This window comes from Pseudomonas sp. B22(2017) (genome assembly GCF_002113105.1).
Taxonomy (GTDB): domain Bacteria; phylum Pseudomonadota; class Gammaproteobacteria; order Pseudomonadales; family Pseudomonadaceae; genus Aquipseudomonas; species Aquipseudomonas asiatica.
Window position 1 is genome coordinate 239,421 of record NZ_NEJN01000002.1, and the last position, 23,087, is coordinate 262,507.

18 protein-coding genes are annotated in these 23,087 nt (G+C 59.3%); 3 read left to right on the forward strand and 15 right to left on the reverse strand.

The window, feature by feature from the left end; genetic code table 11:
- Positions 1-29 precede the first annotated feature (29 nt).
- The 15 genes from CAG18_RS04975 to tssB all read right to left on the reverse strand — a co-directional run bounded on the left by CAG18_RS04975 (position 30) and on the right by tssB (position 17,082).
- Complete coding sequence (locus CAG18_RS04975; protein ID WP_082810546.1) at positions 30-461, reverse strand: SMI1/KNR4 family protein; 432 nt, start codon at positions 459-461, stop codon at positions 30-32.
- A complete protein-coding gene (locus tag CAG18_RS27445) occupies positions 452-922 on the reverse strand; it encodes an HNH endonuclease (RefSeq protein ID WP_371807310.1) in 471 nt (156 codons plus the stop codon). The genes CAG18_RS04975 and CAG18_RS27445 overlap by 10 nt, the downstream gene beginning before the upstream one ends.
- Complete coding sequence (locus CAG18_RS04985; protein ID WP_256573339.1) at positions 919-5,067, reverse strand: DUF6531 domain-containing protein; 4,149 nt, start codon at positions 5,065-5,067, stop codon at positions 919-921. Before CAG18_RS04985 ends, CAG18_RS27445 begins: the two co-directional genes overlap by 4 nt.
- Positions 5,068-5,119: 52 nt before the next feature.
- Positions 5,120-5,551 carry a DcrB-related protein gene (locus CAG18_RS04990; RefSeq protein ID WP_085720503.1) on the reverse strand — a complete coding sequence of 144 codons (432 nt, stop codon included), beginning with the start codon at positions 5,549-5,551 and terminating at the stop codon, positions 5,120-5,122.
- A 48-nt stretch (positions 5,552-5,599) separates the two neighbouring features.
- Entirely contained in the window at positions 5,600-7,585 is a 1,986-nt protein-coding gene (locus CAG18_RS04995; protein ID WP_085720504.1) for a type VI secretion system Vgr family protein, read from the reverse strand.
- Positions 7,586-7,657: 72 nt separating this feature from the next.
- Positions 7,658-8,173, reverse strand: coding sequence for an Hcp family type VI secretion system effector (locus CAG18_RS05000; RefSeq protein WP_085614398.1), 516 nt, complete (start codon positions 8,171-8,173; stop codon positions 7,658-7,660).
- A gap of 134 nt (positions 8,174-8,307) precedes the next feature.
- A complete protein-coding gene (gene icmH / locus CAG18_RS05005) occupies positions 8,308-9,177 on the reverse strand; it encodes a type IVB secretion system protein IcmH/DotU (RefSeq protein ID WP_085720505.1) in 870 nt (289 codons plus the stop codon).
- 1 nt (position 9,178) lies between these two features.
- Complete coding sequence (gene tssK / locus CAG18_RS05010) at positions 9,179-10,516, reverse strand: type VI secretion system baseplate subunit TssK (RefSeq protein WP_085720506.1); 1,338 nt, start codon at positions 10,514-10,516, stop codon at positions 9,179-9,181.
- Positions 10,517-10,568: 52 nt separating this feature from the next.
- Complete coding sequence (gene tssJ / locus CAG18_RS05015; protein WP_085720507.1) at positions 10,569-11,363, reverse strand: type VI secretion system lipoprotein TssJ; 795 nt, start codon at positions 11,361-11,363, stop codon at positions 10,569-10,571.
- A complete protein-coding gene (locus CAG18_RS05020) occupies positions 11,360-11,917 on the reverse strand; it encodes an FHA domain-containing protein (protein ID WP_085720508.1) in 558 nt (185 codons plus the stop codon). Before CAG18_RS05020 ends, tssJ begins: the two co-directional genes overlap by 4 nt.
- A complete protein-coding gene (gene tssG, locus CAG18_RS05025; protein WP_085720509.1) occupies positions 11,914-12,930 on the reverse strand; it encodes a type VI secretion system baseplate subunit TssG in 1,017 nt (338 codons plus the stop codon). Before tssG ends, CAG18_RS05020 begins: the two co-directional genes overlap by 4 nt.
- A complete protein-coding gene (gene tssF, locus CAG18_RS05030; protein WP_085614392.1) occupies positions 12,894-14,660 on the reverse strand; it encodes a type VI secretion system baseplate subunit TssF in 1,767 nt (588 codons plus the stop codon). The genes tssG and tssF overlap by 37 nt, the downstream gene beginning before the upstream one ends.
- 3 nt (positions 14,661-14,663) lie before the next feature.
- Positions 14,664-15,074 (reverse strand): type VI secretion system baseplate subunit TssE, encoded by a 411-nt coding sequence (gene tssE / locus CAG18_RS05035; protein ID WP_025339895.1) that lies wholly within the window; start codon positions 15,072-15,074, stop codon positions 14,664-14,666.
- Positions 15,071-16,561 carry a type VI secretion system contractile sheath large subunit gene (gene tssC / locus CAG18_RS05040; RefSeq protein WP_085720510.1) on the reverse strand — a complete coding sequence of 497 codons (1,491 nt, stop codon included), beginning with the start codon at positions 16,559-16,561 and terminating at the stop codon, positions 15,071-15,073. Before tssC ends, tssE begins: the two co-directional genes overlap by 4 nt.
- Positions 16,562-16,578: 17 nt before the next feature.
- Positions 16,579-17,082, reverse strand: a complete 504-nt coding sequence (gene tssB, locus CAG18_RS05045) for a type VI secretion system contractile sheath small subunit (RefSeq protein WP_003258364.1) — start codon at positions 17,080-17,082, stop codon at positions 16,579-16,581.
- A 300-nt stretch (positions 17,083-17,382) separates the two neighbouring features.
- On the opposite strand from tssB, the gene vasI reads away from it, so the two are divergent.
- The 3 genes from vasI to tssM are packed head-to-tail and all read left to right on the forward strand — an operon-like array spanning position 17,383 to position 23,076.
- The gene (gene vasI, locus CAG18_RS05050; RefSeq protein WP_015271027.1) at positions 17,383-18,015 is read left to right on the forward strand and encodes a type VI secretion system-associated protein VasI; all 633 of its coding nucleotides are present in this window, start codon (positions 17,383-17,385) and stop codon (positions 18,013-18,015) included.
- Positions 18,003-19,493 (forward strand): type VI secretion system protein TssA, encoded by a 1,491-nt coding sequence (gene tssA / locus CAG18_RS05055; RefSeq protein ID WP_085720511.1) that lies wholly within the window; start codon positions 18,003-18,005, stop codon positions 19,491-19,493. The genes vasI and tssA overlap by 13 nt, the downstream gene beginning before the upstream one ends.
- Positions 19,468-23,076 carry a type VI secretion system membrane subunit TssM gene (gene tssM / locus CAG18_RS05060; protein WP_085720512.1) on the forward strand — a complete coding sequence of 1,203 codons (3,609 nt, stop codon included), beginning with the start codon at positions 19,468-19,470 and terminating at the stop codon, positions 23,074-23,076. The genes tssA and tssM overlap by 26 nt, the downstream gene beginning before the upstream one ends.
- Positions 23,077-23,087 lie beyond the last annotated feature (11 nt).

Here is a 23,087-nt window from a genome sequence, read left to right on the forward strand (position 1 = left end):
GATAGAATGTTTCGAATTATTGAATTTTATTATTCATGGTGGCCCCTTCGTGTAGAGCTGAGAATATGAAGAAAACAATTGAATGTGTCAGAAATTGGGAGTTTCTCGCTCTCGCTTGGTAACCATAGGTAAACGCGGCCATTATCATCGTTATTTGTTGATAGTAGGAATAGGTTGCCGCAGTCGTCATAGGCAAATGGTATGAGTCCGGCTAGCGAAGGGGTGCTTTTGACTAGTTGTTTGTAGACGTTTTCTATCGTGGCTTCACCATATTTTATTGATAAAAAGCTATTTATTAGAAGCTCGGATTCGGTGTGTTGTTTATCATCAATGAATCCGCCGTTGTTGGTCAGATAAAAGTTCATGAATTCACTTGTTGGGTGTGCATCTATTGATTTTGTGAATTCAAGAAAGTCGCTTGTGGATATGGGTTGTTCACTTTCTATCAATTTTACGGGCACGGTTTTGCTCCTTTAGAAAATCTGGCTGGATGTGTATACCTTTTGCCTGTCACGGCTGCGTACTGACTTACGCCTCCATTGTGAGTTATCCCGAGGTGTGCGGTCTGTTTTACAAGCTGCATGGTCCCGCGATTGGTCTGGGCATTATAGTCGTCAACGTGATGCCATACATAGCCCCTAGGAGTTGATTTTTGATTCAGTCCTGCTTTGGTGTTTGCTGCCTGCGCATCCAGCGCATAATCCCCGGTATATTCAATGGTTACCACAGGGTTGATATTTTTCTTTGTGTAAAGTGCATTGCTGTTTCTGTAGTCAAGGCCACCGCTCTGTGTCTGCTCTACACCTGTGAAACCAAGTTCTAGTAATGCAGAAATTGGATCATAGGCTAAGCCTAATGGGTCGACGAAACTAATTGAATTGGGGGCATATTGATAAAAATTTATACCTCCGGAAAGCCCTATGGATCAGGTTGGGTGAAGTGACCAATGCTTGGGTCGTAAAATCTATATGTGTTGTAATGAAGTCCGATTTCGCGATCGTGATATTGTCCTTGATTTCGCAAATTTTGCTCTCGCGATTCTCTTTGATCTTGCCATTGCTCTTTAATTTCCCCCCAGCCGCAATAGTCACTGCGCCAGATAGTGCCGCCGCTTTCGTCGGTCAGCTGTTCAGGTTGGCCTGCCAGATTAGTGTGGAAATGCTGGATGCTTTCTTTTCCGTAACCCCCATCAATTCGAGCCAAAGGCTCATAGCTTTTAGGACTGGTGTAAACGTATAGACTAGATAGGCCGCTCTGAATTTCCTGTAATAGGCGTAATCCCTGCCAGTGAAACAGGACTCGCTGACGAGGTTCCGAGTGATCGCTTTGATAAACTTCCTTGCTGATTCGCCTTCCCAGAGGATCGTATCGGAACATAACACGTTCACGCTCACCGCTGCGGTACTGGTCTACGCATATCAGGCGTTGTTCGGCGTCGTACTCGAAGTGCTGTACCCAGTTACTTCCAATCCTTTTTTCGCACAATCGCCCAAATCGGTCATAGCGGTAGCGCTTGTCCTGATAGACCAGGACACGGTTGTGCTTGATCAAGCCGTGGAGCTTCGGTCCGTCGAACAAGTTGCCGGCCTTGTCGTACTTGAAATCCTCAACCTGTGTCGCTTGCCAGTTGGGGCGAGACTGGTTGGTATTCTGTAGCTGTTCGTTCGGATCGTAGCCATAACGGTTGCTGCCGGTGTAGCTCTTGCCTGTGTGAGGCGAACGATGAAAATGGCCAATGATCTGCTCAAGGTGCGCGGTGTCATCAGCTGCAATGTCGCCAAGGCTGCGACGTTGGGTCTGGGTCAGGACTTCGGCGATGAGGTTGTCGCTGGCGTCATAACGATAGGTTTTGTCCAGTAATGGCAGAACTTCAGCGGGGGCATCGCGGTAGTGGATTGCCTTGCCACTCAAGCGCCCACTTTTGTCATAACGGGTGCGCGTAATCAGGCTGCCTTGGGTGCGCATGACTTCGTCATGCACGGCATCACGCTCAAAGTCACTAATGACCCGGCCGTCCAGGTTGATCTGGTGCAGGTGCCCACTGCCGTAGTAGAGGTAATTGATATTGCGTTGATCGGGGAGGGTGAGCGTCTGCAGGTTGCCCAACTCGTCGTAGAGATACTGCAACAGCCCGGCGCTGCTAGTTTCGCTCAACAGTTGCCCTGCGGGGTCGTAAGTGTATTCAAGCTGCTGTTCTTCATCCTGATTATTTGTGAAAGTGATGGACAACAGGTTGTCGGCGGTGTCGTAGCAGTAGTCGGTAATGCCATCCTCGGTGCGCTTGCTCAGCAGGCGGCCGACGGCATCACGTTCGAAGTCGTGGCGAATCGGCGTTGTTCGAGTTGCCGGGGCGTTCTCGGACAAAGGCGCTTGTTCATGGGGAGAGGGCACGTGGGTGAGGGTGGTGACCCCATCCAACACGTCGTATTCATAAATGCGACCACTGCCATCCAGGTCTTCCTGCGCGATTAGGCGGTCCAGCTTGTCCCAGCCAAAGCGATACGATTCATCGTTTTCGTTGGTGAGCTGTAGCAGTCGGCCATAGGCGTCATAGCGAAATCTTACGCTGTGACCCATGACGTCCAGCCGTTCGACCATACGCCCGCTGCGGTCGTAGCGAAATTGCAGCTTCTTTTGCGCAGGATCGATGTAGCGCGTCAGCTGGCCGGCGGTATCAACTTCGTAGCGGTCGATACGACCATCGGGCCGTTCGCTTTCTATGAGGTAGCCGCGAGCGTCGTAGCGGAAGTGGGTCTGCTCTCCGCGGGCATTGATGCTTTCGCTCAGGCGACCATGCAAGTCGTAGTGGTACAGCGTCTGGTTGTTGCTGCAGTCGCGATAGCTGAGCAACTGGCCACGGGTGTTCCAACCCAGGTGCTTGGTCTTTTCAAGGGCATCGGTGACGCGGGTAACACGTCCTTCCGGGTTGTATTGATACTGTGTGCTCCGGCCCAGTGGGTCCTGCTCCCACAGTAAATTGCCATGAGCATCGTAGCCGTAGCGCCGGGTACGTCCTGCTCCGTCTGTGACCTGAACGGGCAAAGCCCAGTGGCGCAGATAGTTTATGCGTTCGCTTCGCCCAAGCGGGTCACGTGTCTCGATCAGACGCCCGATATCGTCATAGCTGTATTGCCACTCGCCGCCTTGTGGATCAGTTCGTTTGACCAACTGGCCGGCGACGATCTCTGCTTGCCAGCAGTACCCAAGTGCATCGACATGCTTGTAAACGTCGTACAGCGGGCCCCAGAAATAGCGGTCTATACGTCCCAGTCCGTCTGTTACGAGGGTTTCGCCTTCTTCGAGGTTGTACTCGAACTTGTACTCCTCCCCATCGCTACCCCAGTGACGAACCACCCGCCATTCGTGGTCAGGTTGCGGTTCAAGCAAAGGCGGCAGGCGATAGGGTGTTCCGTCCGCCCGTCTTGGTGTAGGACGTTTTTCAGGAATGGTGTAGCGTGCCCACTCGTACTCGCGGACGGCACCGCTGGCCAGTTGGTGACGCTTCAGATAGCCCTCTTCGGTATAACCGAAGTTACGCACCACCTGGCCCGTTGCATCCAGAACTTCTTGCAGCTGTCCACTGTCGGTATAGCCGTAGCTGACCAGCAGCTCGTTCCGCTCGATAGCGGGCTCACCGTTATTTGATAGGAAGAGCCGCGACACCTTGCATACGCGCCTTGTATGCGCAGCATCATAGTGAAGCTGGACAACCGTCTGGCCGTACTTGTCATAGAGTGCTTGAAGGCGCCCTTGTTTGTCGTAAAGCACATCTACGTAATTGAGATTGCGGTCGCTCAGCCTGATGAGTCTTGAACGACAGGGCTCGTGCGGGTCGACATCAAAAACCTTGTAGCGCCCCTCATGAATGTCCTCGACAACCGTTTGGCCATCCTCCAACTGGAAGAAAGCCAAGCCGTCCACAACACTGACAAAGGCATCGCCGGCGCGCAGGCGCCCGAGTTCCAGGCGAATGCCTTCTTCATCGACGTAAATCCACAACTCGCCGCCTTCAGGATGCGGGACGCGGACCAGTTCAACTTCATAAGGAACACTCCAGCCCTTTCCGAACAGGCCACCATTGCGAGTGTCCCTGCTATCGTAGCGGCGAGCCCATTCGATACCGAGCAGGCCAGGGAGACTGAAGTCAGTGTCCTCGGGACCGTCCTGGAATTTGCTACCCGTGGCTACAGCAACAGGGTTGCCAGCCTTGCAACCTTTAATGCGCCCAAAACGTCTTGAAATAAGTATCCCCGCAATAATCCCGGTAAACATCGCAACCTTGCTCTTGCCATTGCGAATATCCCGAACCGTCGCTGTCCCGCCGCCAATGCGCACATTCGGCGATACTTTCTCATTCACATCGATCGTGGCATCGCAGGTGGTTTTGTCACCCGATCGCGCTGCAGGCTGGCCGTTGATGAAGACCTTGTCCGACCCTTGCGCAATATGGTTTTCGGGCAAAGGCGGGTGGCGGCTGCATGAAATCTTGTCCTGCTCTTTGGATTCCGCGCCGGGGTCCTTTGGCGTGGTGACGGGCGGGTTGAAGATGTCGCGTATCGCCATGCCCAGCCCCACCACCGGGAGCAGGTAGGGCACCGCCGCCATGGCCATGGAGCCCACGTTCTCCAGAATCGAAGGCTCTGCTTGCTCTGCGTCGGCCGCTCCCCCTCCTGGCGGCCCTGTGATACCGGCTGCGCGAGCGGCGGGCTTGCTGTTGACGAACACGTTGTGTGACCCGCTTTCGATCTTTCCGTAGGGGTCGGGTGCATCCACGCTGTTGCCAAGGCTGTCGCAAAAGCGGGAGATGGCATCGCCGACAGTCTGGTCTTCACCGACCGAAAGGGTGCTCATCGCACCGACCGCCACTCCCGCAACGGCGGCGATGGCGATGCCAGCTGCGCCCCCCGTCGCGACAGTACCGACAACGGCCAGGCTGATAGCGGCAGCCACGGCGGCGGTGGCTGCGGCATAAATGACGGCCTCTGCAACTGCACTGACCATTTCGGCGATCAGGGACGGATGCAGGATTTCATCGCCCATGCGGGCGGCGTGAACGATCTGCGCCATGGCTTGCAAGCTCCAAAAGTTCTGAATGAGGTTGACCTGGGTGGTGAAGGGGTCAGGTGAATCGGAGCTGTTGTTTGATTGCGCGCCAGTGCTCGATGTCGTCGCTGCTCAAAGGGCTTGGCTTGCTGTAGTTGATCACCAGCAGCCGGTGCTGACCTGGAATCATGCAGGCGGCCTGGAGCTGGAAATTGGGCTTGTCCCCCACCTTGAATTCAATGGCCATTTCGCGGGCTTCGACGGAGTGTTCACCGCCCCCCAAACGCGCGATCTTCGTGGGTGTGATGGTCATTGCCCCGGACTTTTTCCGCAGCATCCGCAGTTGCTCATCGATGGCTTGGTCCAGGGTCTTGTCATTGGCGACGGGGCTGCGCGCCATTACCAACGTGGTGTCTCGGGCACGAAAGCGCAGCATGTTGAGCGTGAGGTCTTCAGGTGCTTCCTCGCCTAGATTGAGGATCAGGTCGTGAGTCAGGTATTCCGTCATTGCGGGAGTCCTTTCAGGAGGTCTTTACGTACGGGCAAGTGCAAGCAGCTACTTGAAATGCCCATCCACATCGGCTTTCAGTGCACTGCTATCGCGTCCATCCGCTGCGGCACCCGCCGCTCCGCCCTCAGGGTTGAGGTCGAGCTTCGCTGCGGGCGTGTTGATCTGTCCGGTCTGTTGCCCGGTGAGGTTGAAGGTCTCGCAGGTGATATTGAGCGTGCCGTTGGCCTGCATCTCGATCAGTGTCTTGCCGCACTTGAGGCGCAGGGTGTTGCCTGCTTCGATCTCGTAGTCGCCGGCGATGAGGTCGTTTTTGCCGCCGCCGACTTTCAGCGTGTCGTTGACCTTGACGACGCGCAGGCGATTGCGTCCGATGGCAACGGACTCGTCCTGACCAATGCTCTGGGTGCGATCAACACCGACGGTGAGAGACTGGTTGTTGTTGACCTGGGTGTTCTGGTCCTTCTGGGCATGGATGAACACCTCTTCCTTGCCCAGTTCGTCCTCAAAGCGCAGTTCATTGAAACCATCCCCTTTGTGGGTCTGGCTTTTGATGGTCATGCGGGTCTTGTGGTCGGGCAGGTCGTAGGGCGGGAGCTGGTCACCGCAATAGGTGCGCCCGGTAATCATCGGCTGGTCGGGGTCGCCATTGACGTACTGGATGATCACGTCCTGGCCGATGCGCGGGATCGCCATCGCGCCCCAGCTGCCACCGGCCCAGCCTTGCGACACACGCACCCAGCAGGAGCTGAACTCGTTGTTCTGGCTTTCACGGTCCCAGGGAAAGCTGACCTTCACCCGGCCCCACTCATCGCAATAGATCTCTTCTCCCTTCGGGCCGACCACGGTAGCCATGTGCGGGCCATCAACGCGTGGTTTTGATAGTGGGGCAGGGCGCCATTCGGTCCGGCCGGGAACCAGCACGGCGGTCTGCTCGTAGTGCGTGCTTACATCTGCGCCAGCGGCTTCTTCCTGCAGGCTGGTGAACTGGATGCCTTTGTGGGTAACCGTGTTCACCCGCCAATGCGCGTTGAGGTCGTCACGTGGGTGACCTGTCAGGTTGAAGCTCAGGCCCGGTTGCAGGCGAACATCGTCACCCTCAACCTCTGCAATACGCACATCGTGGCGCAGGGCAGTGATGCGGTTTTCAGTGAACGGCTTGCCGACCGCATCGCGTTTGTAACGGCCTGGGTAATCGAAGAATTCGTACTCTTTGGACTGATGCTCCAGAAAGGGCCCGGCAGCTCTGTGTTCCTGGCGGTAGGCCGGGTTGGTAAAGGTGTAGTCGCGCTGAACCTGGCGAGCGGTGCGCACCTGCTCGCTGTAGCGCAAACGGCGAAGGCACGGCATGGCTTGATCGCCACCGCCGGTGGCTTGGTACAGCACGCTGTTGGGGTCTACAGGCTCGTCGGCATCAAAGAAGCCCTCGTCGTCATCCTCGGCCTTGATGGTCCCATGGCTGATCAGCCCGAATGATTGCAGCCGATCGGTAATGATCAGCTTGTGCAGCTTTTCACTGTGCGCAAAGCGGTAGACGAAGCCTTCTTCAGCAGCCAGGCGGGCGATGAACGCCAGGTCCGTCTCACCGGCCTGAACGCAGAACTCGCGGACCTGATGGTCCATGCTGGCGCGCAGTTCGTACTGGTTGATGCCCTGGCGCTGGAGCATCAGCTCGAGAATTTGCGGAACGGTCTTCTGCTGGAAGATGCGCCAGTTCGAGCGCAGGTCGGCCCGGGCCAGCTGGGGCTCGACCAGCGCGTGATAGTAGGTGCGGTAGAAGCCGCTCTCAGCCTGGCTGAATCGGCTGACCAGGCCGTGCACGTAGCGCACCGGGCGTTCGCCGTCCCAGATGGTAAAAAGTGCGGGCTTGTCGAGCAGGTGGCCGAAGTCGATATCGTTTTCGAAGCTGATCAGTTTCAGCTCCAGCTCGAAGGGCTTGCTGATCCCCTCTCGGAGTTCGAACGACACCACTTCGAATTCAGCTTTTCCAACCAGCGGCTGGAAGCTGTAACGCAAATCAGATTGGCTAGGCATAAGCAGTCCATCCGCCGTCTGAGAATTCGAAAACCCCTGGCAGAGTGCGCCTGCCAGGGATGCTCAGCCGGGTTAGACGATCGGTTTACGCCAGTCGTCTGAGCCTTCGGTGCCCGCGGTTACATGTGTCCAAGAAATCTTGCGGTACGCCATCGAAACCTCGACCAATTGGGTGAAGTCAGCGTTCTCCTTGTTTTGTGCATGGGGTAAGGTGGTCTGGATGTCCACAATCGTGGCGTCTTCCAGCTTGGTGGTGAAGAAGTGCTCTTGCGTGCCTTCCACCGAGGTGCGATACCACTTGATCTCGACGGTCGTCAGCCTTTCGCCGCTGGACAGGGCCGCGTACATCAAGGGTGTTGCTTTGTTCAGCGAACTGGTGAAGATGAACGGCTTATGTAGCCGCTGACCTGTGGGTTGGCCGCTTTGCGGGTCTTTGGGTACGGTGATCTGGTGCTTGATTTCCTGCACCAGAATCTCGTCTTCATGGCCTTCGACGAACACGTTGCCCACCGATTCGGAAGTGAAGGCGCCTGCGGTGATGTTGCCTTGGGTTTGGCCTTCGATCTTGATGTAAGCGGGTGTTGGCATGGCAGTTTCTCCTGCGTCCATGTGGATATAAACACGCGCACCCAGGGTGGCGTGGCCATCGGGAACGATGGGCTTGTCAACGAAGCAAACGCTTCGCTAATTCGTTGAAATCCGTGGCGACACGCGCCGATCTGTTATTGCTGCAAGATGCCGTTCAGCGACTCCAGCACCTCGGTGGTAATGAGGTGCAGGCGGTAGCTGTAGATGCCGTAGGCCACCGCCATGGCGAGGGCGGAAATGACCAAGGGACTCCACCACGGCCATTGCCGGTTCATGCGGAAGTTGCTTGGGGCGACGTTGGTGTACGGGTCGCAGACGGTCTCCGGAGTCGGGCCGCGCAGTTCTCGGATAATCCCGTGGAGTTGGTGTATCAATGCGTTGAGGGATTCTTCGCCCTTCGGCGCGATGGCGTACTTGCCCTTCAAACCGAGGCAAAGCGCGAAGTACATGAACTCCAGCACGTCCTTATAACGTTTGGGTTCCTGCATGAGGCGCGACAGTACGGTGAAGACTTTCTCTCCACCCCAGGTTTCGTCGTGGAAGATGCTGAGCAGGGGTTCCTGGCTCCAGCAGCTGGTTTTACCCCAAGGCCTGTCCATGACAGCTTCATCGATGAAAAGGCAAAGACCGTATGAGTACGCCAGCAACTGAGCGGGCTCGTAGCCGTGCTGGCGCATCTCTTCCCGCACGTTTTCGATCTGGTTGCGCACCTGCTGGTGCACCTCCTTGATGTTGGGCAAGGCATCCAGTGTGCGCAGGCGTATCACCAGGCCGAACAGCGGCGCGGCTGCATCCAGCATCAGGTTGTCGTAGCCGCCACGTAGCTGGAAGTCTGGGTCTGCCGGGTAGCCTTCATACACCGGCTCTGCCTTCGGCGTTCGCTCAGTGCCATCAGCCGCTGTCGGTGCGGGTGAGTCGTTGGACAATGACGCCTCGAGCATCGCGTGCAGTTGCTCGCTTTCGACCTGTTCGGCATCAGTTGGGGGGCTGTTTTCTTGTTTCATTTCATTCGCTCCTGATCGCCCAGAACTGCAGTTCCAGCCCCGGGAACTCGCCCGCGACGTGTATACCGAAGCCACTGGATGCCTCCATGCCCGCCCAAGCCGGGGAACGACGGTCCAGCTCGAAGTAGGTGAAGCCTGCATGGAAGGGCAGATCCCGAGGAGCCACGGGCAGCGGCACCAGTGGAATACCTGGAAGCTGCAGCGGCACTACCTCGTTCAACGATTCCAGCGAGACGACCTTTGCCTTCTGCACGAACATTCGACGCAATGTCTGAGTCGGCATGTGGGCTCGCACTGCCAGAATGAAGTCGGCCTCGTCGATCAGGCGGCGATCCTCCAGCGTGGTTGTCAGCAAGCCGTACTCCAGCGTCTCCAGCGGCAGCGAAACGGCGCGGGGTTGCAGCACCGTGCTCAGTGCCCGGCGTAGCGTGTCCTCCAGCGGCTTGAAGGAGGTGCGCAGCGCGGTATGGTGATAGGCGGGGTATTCCTGCGGCAGCCGGCTCTCGTCGGTAAACGTCACGAACTCGCCACAGGCCTGGCTCATGCACAGGTACAACTGTTCGGGGTGGGTCTGCCCTTGCCTGGCCAGATGCTGGAAGCATGGCCACCAGCGGTTCATGGCCTGCAGCAGGTTGAAGTCACGAATGTCGGCGATGCCGGACTGCCCTGAGGCGCCAATGCGGGCGGCGAGGTTGCGCGCACGTTCGCGCAGGGAGTTGGTGATTTCTTCCAGATACCGTTGCAGCGCAGGTACGGCGCGCACTGAAATGCTGGTGGGATAGAAGCCTTCATCCAGTTGCAGGCTGCCATCGGGGCGCCGTTCCAGAATGCGCGTCACGGCCAGGCGGGTGTAGGCGCTGCTGTCGTCGGCCTTGCGTTTGAGCTGCAGGTTGGGCACCGCCAGGTCAACCTGCACCAGGTCACCGTCGGCGCTGTGCGTGTCCTTGATTTCCAGGGCCTGGGCGCTGTAACGGAAGTTGGCGGGGTTATCGGGCCAGCTTACTTCACGGCCACCTTCGGTGCGCAGCGGCAGGCACAGGTAGATCTCGCTGTCTTTCGCACCGTCGTCTTCGATTTCCAGCGGTGGCGGTGGTGGCAGGTCTGCAGGGATATCGAACACCGTGCCGTCCGGCATGATACCCCGTGCACGGGTGATGGCGACCTTGCCCAGGCTCAGATACTCGTCGTTCAACTGCAATTCGCTGAAGCCATAGAAGGCTGCGTTCAGGCTGCCAAGACGTTGATGCAGGGCCGCTTCGGCGGCACGGGCGGCCTGTTGGAAATGCTGCGGTTTGACGAACAGGCCTTCCGGCCACAGGACAGGATTACGTGAACTCATGAGCGCTCCATGTCAGCGTGAGTAAGCGAGAAGGGCGGGGTTACAGGCGCCATCAGTCTTCCTCCTTGAGCAGGAGCTGCGTGTCGTTGAGCAACACCGACAGGATGATCTGGTGCCCGCGGGGCGGAATGCGCAGCACCTGGCTCCAGGTGGCGTTTTCCTGGTTCCGGTAGTCGGCGATCACCGCGACGAAGCGCGTTTCGGGCTCGATGGGCGCAAAGGGGATGAACTTGAACTGGCCAGGGCGCAGCAGGTAATCGTCATCGCGTATGTAGGTGCTGCGCAGTGCCTCGGCAGGGTCCTTGTCCAGCAGTTCGTAAACGCTGTTGCGCAAGAGAGAGTCGTCGCGCAGTTGCAGGATCTTCACGGCCATGGGCGTAGCGACGGGTTCGGTGGCCACGGTGGTGGTGCGCGGCAAGGTCAGCACCACGGTCGGGTCGTCGTAGCTGCCCGGGGTACTTTCTTCCAGGGGAGAGCGCGCCGGATCATCGCCATCGTCAACTGGCAAATCGACGGGAGACATGGCCGGGAACTGTTCCAGCAGATACTCGAACAAGGCCCCGACTTTCTCGGTCAGCACGTAGGGGTCGCCTGCACTCAGGCTGACCGCGTAAGGGCTGGGCTCCAAAACCGGCGCGGGCTCGGGCGCCACCTCAAGGCTGTTCGGGTTGCCATTGAGCGTTGGGCTGGCGTTGATGCTGAACGCGACCTGGGTGGGGTGTTCCCCGGGCGGTCCGACGGGCAATGACGGGTCCATCACCACCTGGCCAATCTTGCTCAGGGACGTGCAACCCGAGAGCCCGATCAGCGCCGTCAGCAGGCCGGCCACGAATGTTGGACGCATCATGGGCGTTCTCCTGAAATCAGGCGTTCCAGTGGGCTCTGCTGCGCCGGCCCTGCCTCTGTGTCCAGTGCCGCCAAGGGGTCGTTGCCCATGCCCGGTTCGAATGCCGAGCAGATGTCCGCGACAGCCTGGGGGGCGGCTGCAGCGGCGTGAGAAGCCTTGGGTGGAACATCCAGCAACCAGTGATCAAGGGTTCTCTGTTCAGGGCTGAACAGGTCCTCCAGTGAGCGTGCATCGGCCTGCGCAAGCTGGGCCTGCAGCCGATAGGCGCCAATGCGCAACTGGTCACCCTCGAGCAGCCGCCTGGCGGTAAGCGACCCCAGGCTGTGGAGGCTGTCGTTCAGGTAGGTACGCTGACAGCGATCGATGACGCAGAAGCTGCCCTCGATCCAGCGGATCTCGCAGTGGATCGGTGCAACGGTCTGCTCACGATCGTTGATCCGCCAGGTGGCCTTCGCGCTGCCGATGGTGCCGCCTGTGCAGTCGAACTGATGTCGGGCAGTGACGTTGTGTTGCAACTGATCCAGGTTGGTGATGCTCAAGGTCAAAGTGCTCATGAGCGCCCCCGGAACCGCACCACAGGGCTGCTCTGGCCGTGACGGTCATCGACGAAGCTGGTCCAGCCCAGGTAGGCACCCAGGCTACGGTGCAGGCAGAAGGGCGGCAGTGCGTTCTGCTTCAGGCGCAGCTCCAGGTCATAGGCCAGGCCATCCCGCAGCAGGAAGTCGATCAGTGCCCGTAACCGGCCGAAGTTGATGCCGCTGGGCAGCAGGTCACGCAATTGCGCTGGGTCGAGTTCGCTGATCACGATGGTGAACTTGCTGCTGCGTGTTCGCGTGCGGCTGCCCACCATGAAGGTGCTGCCCAGCTCGCCGTTGCTGCGGCCAAGGCTGACCAGTTGCTTGGCGGCAGTGGGGACCGAGCGGGTTTCGAACTCGCGGATCTGTACCTGCTTCAAGTCGAAGCAGTGGGCGATGATGCCGGCGACCGTGCCCGGCGCACGGCTGCGGCTGGCAATGACGCCGGCGAAACTGAGCAGCCGGCTCCACGGCAGTGCCGTGTCCCCGCGCAACTGTCTGTCATTCAACCCGAGCAGGGCAAAGATGTACTGGGAGAACCCATCGGTAGCTCCCGGCTGAAAGCGGATGTAGTAGCGATATTTACGCCAGATGCGATGCAGCAGGCTGAGCAGGTAGTGGTTGAAGAAATCGAAGAACGCCGGCCGCACACCGATGCCCTGTGCATGCTCGTATGCCACCTGCTCCAGGTAATAGGTGGGCAACGGCGAGTCGGTGCCATGCAAACCCATGAAGGTGGCGCACACGCGATAGCGGTCAGCTTCCCCGGGCATGCGTTCGACCTTGGATATGTCGGAAACCGGGAAGCTCAGCCGCGGGTCACTGGCAAGCCGCACCCTCAGCCGGGTGGCCTGATCTGGCCAGCGTGGCTCCAGATCATCCCCGTGCAAGCCGTGCAGGCGTTCCAGCAACTGGAAGTAGTTGTACTGGTGCGCCTCGGCGAACAGCTTGTCGGCTAGATCAGCGGTTGCTTGCCGGTCTGGATTGGCCATGTGTAGTGCTCGTTGTTGGTGGTGTTGATCACTTCCAGTTGGTGGAAGGAATTGATGCTGGCGTACAGGGCGAAGAAGTGCGCGAGCACGCAACCGAACAGGTACAGGTCGCCTTCGCAGAGGAATGCGCTTTGATCCAGCTTCAGCCGCGTGCGCAAGCCACGAATGGGCTGGCCCTTGATCAGCCAGTCCAGCGGCTCTGTTTGCACATCACGGATGCCATCGAGGCGTTTGCGGGTGGTGCGTGTCTGCTGAATGTCGTGCAAGGCCGCGAAGTCGTAAGCGCGGATGACCGCTTTCAGCGGCTCGGCCGAGAGCAGCGACAGGTAGTTGAGCGACATGTTGGAGATCAGGGCCCACTGCAACTGGCCATCCAGCACCGGCCGGTAGGGGCGGGTGGGGGCACGGATGTTGGTATAGGTGGCCAGCGGCGGCGTGATCTCGGTGAGCACGTTGATGTCATCGATACCCAACGCCAGCGGCAGGTCGCGGTTGGTGCAGGTCAGGTCGATGGACGCTGTTTCCAGTTCGCCAATGTAGGCGTTGGCATCGGCGCGCACGAAAGCGATGCGATGGGTGACGCCATCGCCGCGCAGGGAGTCCTCGAGTGTGTAGCGGTAGTACAACGCCGTGCGCCCTTGCACATGCTCGATCTCATGGGCGAACGACTCGAAGGGGCGGAAGGTTCTCAGGTGTTCGCCGGTACTTCCGTCAGTCGTGGTGCGGGTGCTGATGACCCGGTCGACACTGAAGATTTCATAGGCGTGCCGCTCCTTGCCTCTGGGCACAAGCTCGACCTGGGCGGGCCGGTTGGACAGGTCGATGGGCTCGGCGCTGTGGCTGAGCAGGTTCACCGCCGGGGTGCAGAACAGGCTGAAGTCTGCTTTGCCGACACGCAGCGAATCCGGTAACTGTCGGGTGAAGTGAAACTCGAGGTCGACCCGCTGAGTCGCTTGATCAGGCCAGATTTTCTCCAGGCCGGTGATGCTGACGAAGTGAAAGCGCTCGGGAAATACGAAGTACTCCTGCAGGATCCGGTAACCGTCAAAGACGTTCTGTGGGTAAGGCAGCAGCGCTTCGTCCGGGCTGAAACCTGGGAACACGATACTGCTGGCCGGCAGCCGGCGTACCCCACCATTGACTGTCACGCAGACATGCTTGAGGTATTGAGCGATCCACAGGTACAGCGTGCGAGCAGTTTGGGTATCACCGCTCAGGTGAAAGTCGAGGCTGGCGCAACCCAGGGTGTTCAGCGGCCGCTCGACCAAGGTTTGCAGGCCGATGCGAACCACCGAACTGTCGAGTGTCTGGGTAGCGTTCACCGACTCGATCTCGAACGGGTGAATGTCCACCGCCGTGCAGGTGCGGAATTCGCAGGGCACCCCATCCACGGGGCTGGAGAACAACCGCGAGCCTTTGGCGATGGGTTGCGACTGGCTCAGCGCTTGCTTGCGCGGCGTGAACTGGATGATCGTGGCGCTCGGCAGGGGCCGCAGGTAGTTGGGCCACAGCAACTGCAGCATGGGGTGCGTCAGCTCGGGCAGGTCGTCCTCCAGCTTGAGCCGCAGTTTGGCCGTGAGGAATGCAAAGGCTTCCATCAGGCGTTCGACATCCGGGTCGCTGCCACCCTTGCCGAGCAGGCGTGCAAGTTGTGGGTTGTCCTGAGCGAAGTCGTTCCCCAGTTCATGGAGGTAACGCAACTCTTCGCTGAATCGGTCCTTGAGTGACATAGGTCACCTCACTCGGGTGTGGCGGTTATGGCCATTGACCAGCAGCTCCAGTTGCAGCTGCTCCGTGTGGTTGTTGACCTGCACGTGGCAGTCCAGCCTGAAATGCAGTTCCAGCGGGGCATGGCAATCGGGGACGGCCTTGAGCGCGCGCACGTGCACACGCGGCTCAAAGCGCTGAATGGTGCGGCGGATGTCCGCGCTCACCTGTTTCAGCAGGTCGCCACTGCTTGCGTCGTGCCCGTTGAAGTCACTCAGGCCCAGCTCAGGGCTGCTTTGCGAGCAACCCTGGCGAGCATTGAGCAGCGTTTCCAGGTGGCGCTTGATGGCGGCGAACTTCTGGGTAGCGTTCTCTTGCCTGGAGGGCACCCGGCTTGCGAGTTGATCCGTCACCAAACGGTCGAAAAATCCACTCATTGGGTATCAAGCCGGCCGACCAGGGAGATCTCGAAATTCGCCCCCATGTACTTGAAGTGCGGGCGCACGGCGAGCGAGACCTGATACCAGCCCGGGTCACCGGCAACGTCCGACACCTCGACCCTTGCAGCACGCAACGGGCGACGGCTGCGCACATCGGCTGACGGGTTCTCCTGGTCGGCGACGTACTGCCTGATCCATTTGTTCAGTTCGGACTCAAGGTCCTTGCGCTCTTTCCAGCTACCGATCTGCTCGCGCTGCAGCACTTTGATGTAGTGGGCCAACCGGTTGACGATGAACAGGTAAGGCAGCTGGGTGCCGAGCTTGTAGTTGGTTTGCGCTTGCAGGCCTTCCGGGGTCTTGGGGAAGTTCTTCGGCTTCTGTACCGAGTTGGCCGAGAAGAACGCGGCGTTGTCGCTGTCCTTGCGCATGGTCAGGGCGATGAAGCCCTCTTCGGCCAGCTCGAACTCCTTGCGGTCGGAGATCAGGACTTCGGTCGGAATCTTGGCCTGCAGCTGACCCAGTGACTCGTACAGGTGCACCGGCAGGTCCTCGACGGCACCACCCGACTGCGGGCCGATGATGTTCGGGCACCAGCGGTAGCGGGCAAAACTGTCATTGATGCAGCTGGCCAGCAGGAAGGCGGAGTTGCCCCACAGATAGTTGTCGTGCCGCCCGGCGATGTCCTCGTCGTAGGTGAAGCTCTGGACCGGGTTTTCTTGCGGGTGATAGGCAGAGCGGAGCATGAATCGCGGCCCGGTCAGCCCGGTATGACGGGCATCCTCGCTTTCGCGGAACGCACGCCACTTGGCATGCCGGGGGCCGGCGAAAATGTCCTTGATCTCCTTCAGATTGGGCAGCTCTTCAAAGCTGCTCAGATTGAAGAACTCAGGAGAGGGCGCCGCGAGAAAAGGGGCGTGTGCCATGGCACCGACCGAGGCCATGTAACTCAGCAGTTTTATATCGGGAGAAGAGGGGCCGAAGCTGTAGTTGCCAACCATCGCTGCAACGGGTTCACCACCAAATTGGCCATAACCTGCGGTGTAAACATGCTTGTAGATGCCGCTGCAAGTGATGTCGGCGGCATTCTCGAAGTCATCGAGCAAGTCATCTTTGCTGACATGCAAGACTTCGAGCTTGATGTTCTCGCGGAAGTCGGTTCGGTCGACCAAAAGTTTGAGGCTGCGCCACGCGGATTCAAGTTGCTGAAACTCGGTTTGATGCAGGATGGCATCCATCTGCTTGCTGAGCACCCGATCCAGTTCAGCGATCATCTGGTCGACGCGATGTTTGTTGATGAGTTGATCAGGGTCATGGCTTTTAAGGATTTCGGCGATAAAAGCAGATACACCCTGGCGAGCGACTTGATAGCCCTCTTGAGTAGGTGCCAACTTGGTTTCTGCCATGATCTGGTCGAGCAGGGTGGCGTTGCTCAGTGGTTCGGTTGTTGTTTCAACCGCGACGGTCGTGCTGTTTTGCTTTGGCATGGGGACGCTCCGTTGTCTCAGTCTTCTTTTGGCGCCTCGAGCACCAGGTCAAGTTCTTCAGCCAGTTGTTTGCGTGCCTGTTCGTTATTCAGCAGGTGCTGCAGTTGCTTGCGGAACGTGGGCACGTTGCCCAGTGGGCCTTTCAGCGCGACCAATGCCTCGCGAAGCTCCAGCAGCTTGTTCAGCTCCGGTACCTGGCGGGCGATGCTGTCTGGCCCGAAATCGTTGATGGACTTGAACTGCAGGTTGACCGCCAGCTCTGCGTCGGGGGCAGTGCTGAGCATGGATGGCACGGACATGGCGAGGCTGACATCGGCGTCGTTCAACACATTGTTGAAACTGTGTTTGTCGATTCGCATGATCGAACGGTCTTCCAGCGCGCGGGCATCATCCAGGCCGAAATCGCCTAGTACCAACATCTTGTGCGGCAGCTCTACCTCGGCTTGTTCGCCGTCGGTGGCCGGTACGTACTTGATGTTTATGCGTTCTTTGGGTGCAACGGAGCCTGAGCTTTTATTCATGGATGTCAGCCTTCGTGAAGTTTGGATGTATGTAGGAAGCGTCCTACAAAGTTATGTTTAAATTTAAACGTAATTGGAGTCTCGCTATGTGCGTGTAAAAAACCATGCACCGAAAAAATATTGTGCGTCGAGCGTGAAAGTGTAAGGAAATATTTGGTTGTGAATATGATTTTTTCTGTACTAGCCTTTGTTTCGTTTCGGTGCTCCACTATTCGGTAGTTGTGTGGATGACTGCTATTAAATCGTGACTGGCCAGTCGGGTGGCACTGTTGCAATATTTTACGAGTGAGTAAAGCCAATATGATTCTTCGCTATGCATATGGCGTTGGCCTTTCGATGTTGCTCTCCCTGGCGCCAAGTTTGGCAAGCCAGACCAGGGACTGCCCGCAGATCGTCTCCAACGTCGAGCGCTTGGCTTGTTTCGATCAGGCCGCTGGCACCCCGGCACATGTGACGAAACTGCAATGGTCCGCGCCGGAGCAGGATTCGCCCACGCTGCGTCGTGTGATGACCCATGAGGCGGGGCGGTCGCCGGAGGAGCTGACGTTTCGCCTCGAAAAAGGGGATGACGGGCTGATGATCTCGGCGCCCGCAATCGCTTCGGTCGCACCGCACCCCTACCTGGTGATCAGTTGTGTGCAGAACATTTCCAGGTTGCAACTGGTTACCGCACAACCCGTCGATGCCGGCCGGGTGATGGTGCGATTGCAGGGGGAGCGTGGCTCCACCCTCGCTACACCCTGGCAGGTGACGGAGAACGGCCAGGTGCTTGACGCTGGCAGGGGCTTGCCGGGCATCGAGCAGATCAAGCCACTGATCGGGGCCCATCGCATTCAGGTCGAGAGCGACAACCCAGCCGTTGATGGGCTGGTTTTCGACGCTCAGGGGCTGGACCCACTCATCGATGAGGCGCGCAAGGCATGTCGCTGGTAGCAGAGGTCACCGCACAGGAAATTGCCCGGTTGCTTGCCCCCATCGACGCGCAGAACCCTGCCGGCCTGTTCGATGTGGAGAACGAAACCTACCAGGCCATTGACCAGGAAATGGTCAAGCTGGGTGGGCTGCAGGAGCCTTCCATCGACTGGGCCTATATCGAAGAAGCGTCCCGCCAGTACCTGGGCCAGGAGTGCAAGCACCTGCGCATTGTCGCGCACCTGGGTGTCGCTTGGCTGCGCAGCCAATGCTGGGAGCGCTGGGGTTTGACCCTCGCACTGCTGGCCGGCATGGTCGAAGCCTATTGGGAAAGCGCATACCCGAAACCGGGCCCCAAAGGGTTCCTCGGCAAGCGCAAGCTGGTTGGCCTGATGCTCAACCGTTTGCTCGTGGCGTTGCCGCGCCTGGACCGCTTCACGTTCAGCCCCGCGCACGCCGCGGCGGCTCAGGGCGCGCTGCAACGCCTGCAACAGCAGCGGGAAGCAGCGCAGCTCGATGAAGCGGCCCTTGGCGAACTGGAGCGCCTGCTACGCAAGCACACGGAGCTTTCGAACGGCCTTGCCGAGCCCACCACGGACAAGCCCCCTGCAAAGGGCATCAAGTCTGCGCCACTGGCCGAGGTCATTGCCACGCCGACGCCCCGTGTGTCGTTGGGCAACGAGCGCGAATCACGAAGGGCCATGCTGACCATGGCCGAGCTGATCAATCAACAGGACCCTTACGATCCTGCTGGCTACCAGTTGCGTCGGTTCGGCTTGTGGGCGCACATCCAGACGCCGCCTCAAACCAGGCAGGGCAACCGCACGGAGCTGATGGCGGTGCCGCAGGACATTGCCGGGGACTATGAAGATGCCATTGCCGCTACTGCAATCGACGCGGCCCTGCTGCAGCGGATCGAAAAGAGCGTGACGGCTTGCCCCTACTGGATTCGCGGCAGCTTTCTGGCAGCGAGCGCTGCCACGCGGCTGGCGATGGGCGAGGTGGCTGAGGCCATTCGCGCTGCGACCGCGCGGTTTGTGCAGCGCATGCCCGCGCTGCAGCAGTTGTGCTTCAGCGACGGCAAGGTATTTGTCGATGACCAATGTCTGGCGTGGCTCAGGGGGGCGCAAGGGCAATCCGATTCGGACGCAGCCTCTCAGGAATTCGCCACGTTGCGAGAGGAGTTGGCCTGCCAACTGGAAACCAGCGGCGTGGAAGCGGTGTTGCTCAGGCTGCAGGGCATGCAGGCGGACTTCCGCAGCCTGCGTGAGCGCTGCCATACCACGGTGATCGCGGCTGATCTGCTGGCTGCTCGGGGCGTGTCCTGGTTGGCCCAGGACTTGTGCGCAGGCGTTGCCCGAACGATGCAGGAAACCACCGCCAGCGCCTGGGAGCCTGCGGTGTTTCAACGCCTTCAGCAGTACGCGTGCACGGTCCATCAAGGGCTGATTGGAACAAGGAACGGGAGTCAGGATGAATCAACTGTGGAAGCATCTTAAACGTTGGGGCTTGCCCCTGGTGGCCCGTATCGGCCTGGCCATGCCGCTGCTGCTCGGGTTGGGTGCCGCATTGATGCTGGTTGCAATCTGGTGGCTCGGCCCGCAATGGGTCTGGCGCGGGCAGCAGCCGCTGGCTAGCGTGGCGCATCGCGGTTTGGCCAGCCTGGCGCTGGTGTTGGTGCCGCTACTCTGCTGGCTTGTGGTGCTGCGCAGGCGTTATCGCCGTTTGCAGGCCGAACGCAAGCAGGCGGTGGACGCTGAACTGGACAACGTGTTGCCTTTCGTCCAGGCACAGGAGAAAGCCTTGGACCAAGGGCTGGCACGCTATCTGGACAATGCGGGTGGCAGGCGTGCCTTGTACCGACTGCCGTGGTATCTGGTGGTGGGCGACCAACAGTCCGGCAAGACCAGCTTCATCGACCGTACCGAACAGAGTTTTTCCCTGACCCGCATCGACAAGGCACAAGCGCGAGGCAGGCAAGCGCAGGTGCTGGCTTATCCGATAGGCTGGTGGGTCAGTAACGATGCCGTGATCATCGACCCGCCGGGCGCTTTCGTCCGTCAGGAATCGTTGGCAGGTTCATCAGCCGAGGAGTCAGACACGTCGAAAGCACCACCCGCCACCTCGGCCAGGTTGTGGGAACACATGCTGGGCTGGCTGGTACGTAACCGAAGCCAGAGAGCACTCAACGGCTTGCTGTTGGTCGTTGACCTGCCTGCGCTATTGCATGGCACGCCTGAGCAACGTGTCGCCTTGGCGCATGTGCTACGCACGCGGCTGTATGAAGTGAGCAGTCAGTCGGGCTCGCGCCTGCCGCTGTATGTGGTACTGGCCAAATTCGATCTGCTGGACGGTTTCGACCAGCTGTACGCGGGGCTTCCCGCCGCCATGCGGGAAAACATGCTGGGCTTCACCTTCAAACTGGATGCGGTCGGCACGTTCGATGCCTGGCTGGATGAATATGGCGATCATTACGATCGGTTGATAAGGCAATTGTTTGAACAGGTAGTGGACCGGCTCGATGTATTGGCCGGTGCGCCGTTGCGAGTTCGCTTGTTTTCGTTGCATGCCCAGTTGATCGGGCTGCGTCCGATACTGTTGGCCTTCCTGAAAGAAACCCTCGCAAGTGACCGTTTCACCACGCCTGCCTTGGTACGTGGCGTGTACTGGTCTTCGGTCTTGCAGCAGGGCGACATGCTCAATGCGTTCGTGCGTGAGGCGGCACAGCCGTACAAGACCGAGTTTCCGCTGCGTGAAGGCAAGGCGCAGGGGCAGGCGCTGGTCTACTTCATTCAGCACGCCTTCCGGCGAGTCATCTACCAGGAGGCCGGCCTTGCCGGGGACAACATCAAGGTAGCGCGCAGCAAACGTCGGTTGCTCTGGGTGGGGTCTGCAGTAGGCGTGCTGGCCTTCAGTGTCGCCATCGCCAGTTGGCAACGCTACTTTGACATCAATGGCGCCAAGGCCGCCAATGTGCTCGCCAAGAGCAGAGAGTACAGTCATCACGAAGTGGACCAGCGTCTGGACCCCACCGGGCGCAACCTGCTGGAACCGCTGGACCAGATACACGATGCCGTGTCGGTGTTTGGCGACTATCGTGCTGCGTGGCCGGGTGTCTCCGACCTTGGCTTGTATCAGGGGCGCGCCATTGGCCCTCGCGTCGATGAGGCCTACCTGAGCTTGCTCTCCAGGCGCTTCCTGCCAGCCTTGGCCAGCGGTGTGATCGATGCCATGGACGCTGCGCCGCCGGGCAGTGAACAGCAGATGGCTGCGCTTCGGGTTTATCGAATGCTGGAGGACCGCCAGAGCCGCCGCCCCGAATGGGTCGAGGACTGGATGGCCCGCCAGTGGCAACAGAAGTTCCCCGGGCAGGGGCAATTGCAAGGCGACCTCATGCGGCACCTGCAGTATGCCTTGGCCTATGCCGATACCGATCTGCCGCAGTATCGCCAGCGTATTGCAGAGGTGCAGCAGGTCCTGCGCAAGGTACCTTTGCCAGAGCGGGTGTACGCGAGCCTGAAACAGCAGGCTGGAGAGCAGTTGAATGCCGGCCTGGACCTGCGTCATCAGGTGGGGCCAGCGTTCGATGTGGTGTATCACTCCTCACCCGGCTTCAGGCAGGGGGAGGGTGTCCTGATAGCGCCAATGCTCACCGCCAAGGGCTTCAAAGAGTACTTCGAACCACGTAGTCAGCGGTTTGCAGATATGGCCATGATCGACCAGTGGGCACTTGGAGAGCGTGGCCAGCTCGATTACTCGGATGCCGACCGGGAGGCGCTGGGCGAACGGCTGCGTAACTTGTACAGCGCCGATTTCATTGACAGTTGGCGTCGTGCCTTGAATACCTTTTCGGTGGCTGACTTCCGCGACCTGGATCATGGCGTAGCGATCCTGGGGCAGTTGACCGGGCCAGCAGCGCCCCTGCATCGGTTGCTGGACACAGTGAGGGACAACACTTCGCTTTCATCAGCCGTTGTCGCTGAGGCACCCGGGGAGGTCGAAGCGTTGCGACCGACAAGTGGCAGGCCTGATCAACAACAGGCCTGGGCCATTCAGCGGGCCTTTGCCGGGCTGAGTGCCATGCTGCAGGCAACCGGTGAGAAACCCAGCTACTACGATGAAACTCTTGGTGCCATCGCGGCCGTGCACGACTATGCCAAGGCGGTGCAAGACAGCCCCGACCGAGGCAAGGCCGCGCTGCAGGCCGTGCATCAGCGATTCTCGATGACAGGGCAAGACCCCATCGGCACCCTGCAGCGGGTGGCCACCGGCTTACCGGAACCGATCAACCACCAGGTCAGAAAGATGGCCGATCAAACAGCACAGGTGCTGAATGTCGAAGCCTTGCGCGAATTGGAGCGACGCTGGGACGCCGAGGTATACAGCTTCTTCCAGCAGCGCCTGGCAGGGCGTTACCCCTTTGTCGTGAAGGCTCCCGACGCTTCGCTGGACGACTTTGAGGCCTTCTTCGGGCCGAAGGGGCGGCTGCAGCGGTTCCATGATCAATACCTGAAGGTCTTCCTGAGGGATAACCTCGAAGCCCTGCAGGCCGGCCAGCAGGGGCAGTCGCTGATCCGCAGTGATGTGCTCGAACAGCTGGAGCGGGCAGATCGTATCCGCGAGACCTTCTTTGATCAGCGCGGCAACCTGAGTGTGCAGTTCAGCATCGAGCCGTTGGGCCTGAGTGCCAACCAGCGTACAAGCTTGCTGGACCTGGACGGCCAATTGATTCCCTACACCCATGGCCCGAGCCAGATCACCGGTATCGTCTGGCCCAATACCTTGGGGCAGCAGGTACGCAGTAACCTGACCTTGCTCCGGCAGAACGGGAACAGCAGCAGCCTTGAGTACCGTGGCCCCTGGTCGATGTTCCGCTTGCTCAGCCGTGGCTCGCTCAATGGGCGCACGGCGACCAGCGTGGACCTGAGCTTCAGGACCGGCGATGGCGTGATGCGCTACAGGCTTAACGCGCAGAAAGCCTTCAACCCTATAACCCAAGAGCCTTTCAAAGGTTTCCAGTTGCCACGAGGGTTGTTGCAGAAGTCGCCCAAGCTGGGGCCGACCACGCAGGCCGGCTTGTGAGGGTTGGCTTG

What these genes read in the sequence shown, in the direction of transcription:
- CAG18_RS04985 (WP_256573339.1), bottom strand. Translation starts at nt 5,067, where the DNA reads ATGGCGCAGATCGTTCACGCCGCCCGCATGGGCGATGAAATCCTGCAT.
- CAG18_RS04990 (WP_085720503.1), bottom strand. Translation starts at nt 5,551, where the DNA reads ATGACGGAATACCTGACTCACGACCTGATCCTCAATCTAGGCGAGGAA.
- CAG18_RS04995 (WP_085720504.1), bottom strand. Translation starts at nt 7,585, where the DNA reads ATGCCTAGCCAATCTGATTTGCGTTACAGCTTCCAGCCGCTGGTTGGA.
- CAG18_RS05000 (WP_085614398.1), bottom strand. Translation starts at nt 8,173, where the DNA reads ATGCCAACACCCGCTTACATCAAGATCGAAGGCCAAACCCAAGGCAAC.
- icmH (WP_085720505.1), bottom strand. Translation starts at nt 9,177, where the DNA reads ATGAAACAAGAAAACAGCCCCCCAACTGATGCCGAACAGGTCGAAAGC.
- tssK (WP_085720506.1), bottom strand. Translation starts at nt 10,516, where the DNA reads ATGAGTTCACGTAATCCTGTCCTGTGGCCGGAAGGCCTGTTCGTCAAA.
- tssJ (WP_085720507.1), bottom strand. Translation starts at nt 11,363, where the DNA reads ATGATGCGTCCAACATTCGTGGCCGGCCTGCTGACGGCGCTGATCGGG.
- CAG18_RS05020 (WP_085720508.1), bottom strand. Translation starts at nt 11,917, where the DNA reads ATGAGCACTTTGACCTTGAGCATCACCAACCTGGATCAGTTGCAACAC.
- tssG (WP_085720509.1), bottom strand. Translation starts at nt 12,930, where the DNA reads ATGGCCAATCCAGACCGGCAAGCAACCGCTGATCTAGCCGACAAGCTG.
- tssF (WP_085614392.1), bottom strand. Translation starts at nt 14,660, where the DNA reads ATGTCACTCAAGGACCGATTCAGCGAAGAGTTGCGTTACCTCCATGAA.
- tssE (WP_025339895.1), bottom strand. Translation starts at nt 15,074, where the DNA reads ATGAGTGGATTTTTCGACCGTTTGGTGACGGATCAACTCGCAAGCCGG.
- tssC (WP_085720510.1), bottom strand. Translation starts at nt 16,561, where the DNA reads ATGCCAAAGCAAAACAGCACGACCGTCGCGGTTGAAACAACAACCGAA.
- tssB (WP_003258364.1), bottom strand. Translation starts at nt 17,082, where the DNA reads ATGAATAAAAGCTCAGGCTCCGTTGCACCCAAAGAACGCATAAACATC.
- vasI (WP_015271027.1), top strand. Translation starts at nt 17,383, where the DNA reads ATGATTCTTCGCTATGCATATGGCGTTGGCCTTTCGATGTTGCTCTCC.
- tssA (WP_085720511.1), top strand. Translation starts at nt 18,003, where the DNA reads ATGTCGCTGGTAGCAGAGGTCACCGCACAGGAAATTGCCCGGTTGCTT.
- tssM (WP_085720512.1), top strand. Translation starts at nt 19,468, where the DNA reads ATGAATCAACTGTGGAAGCATCTTAAACGTTGGGGCTTGCCCCTGGTG.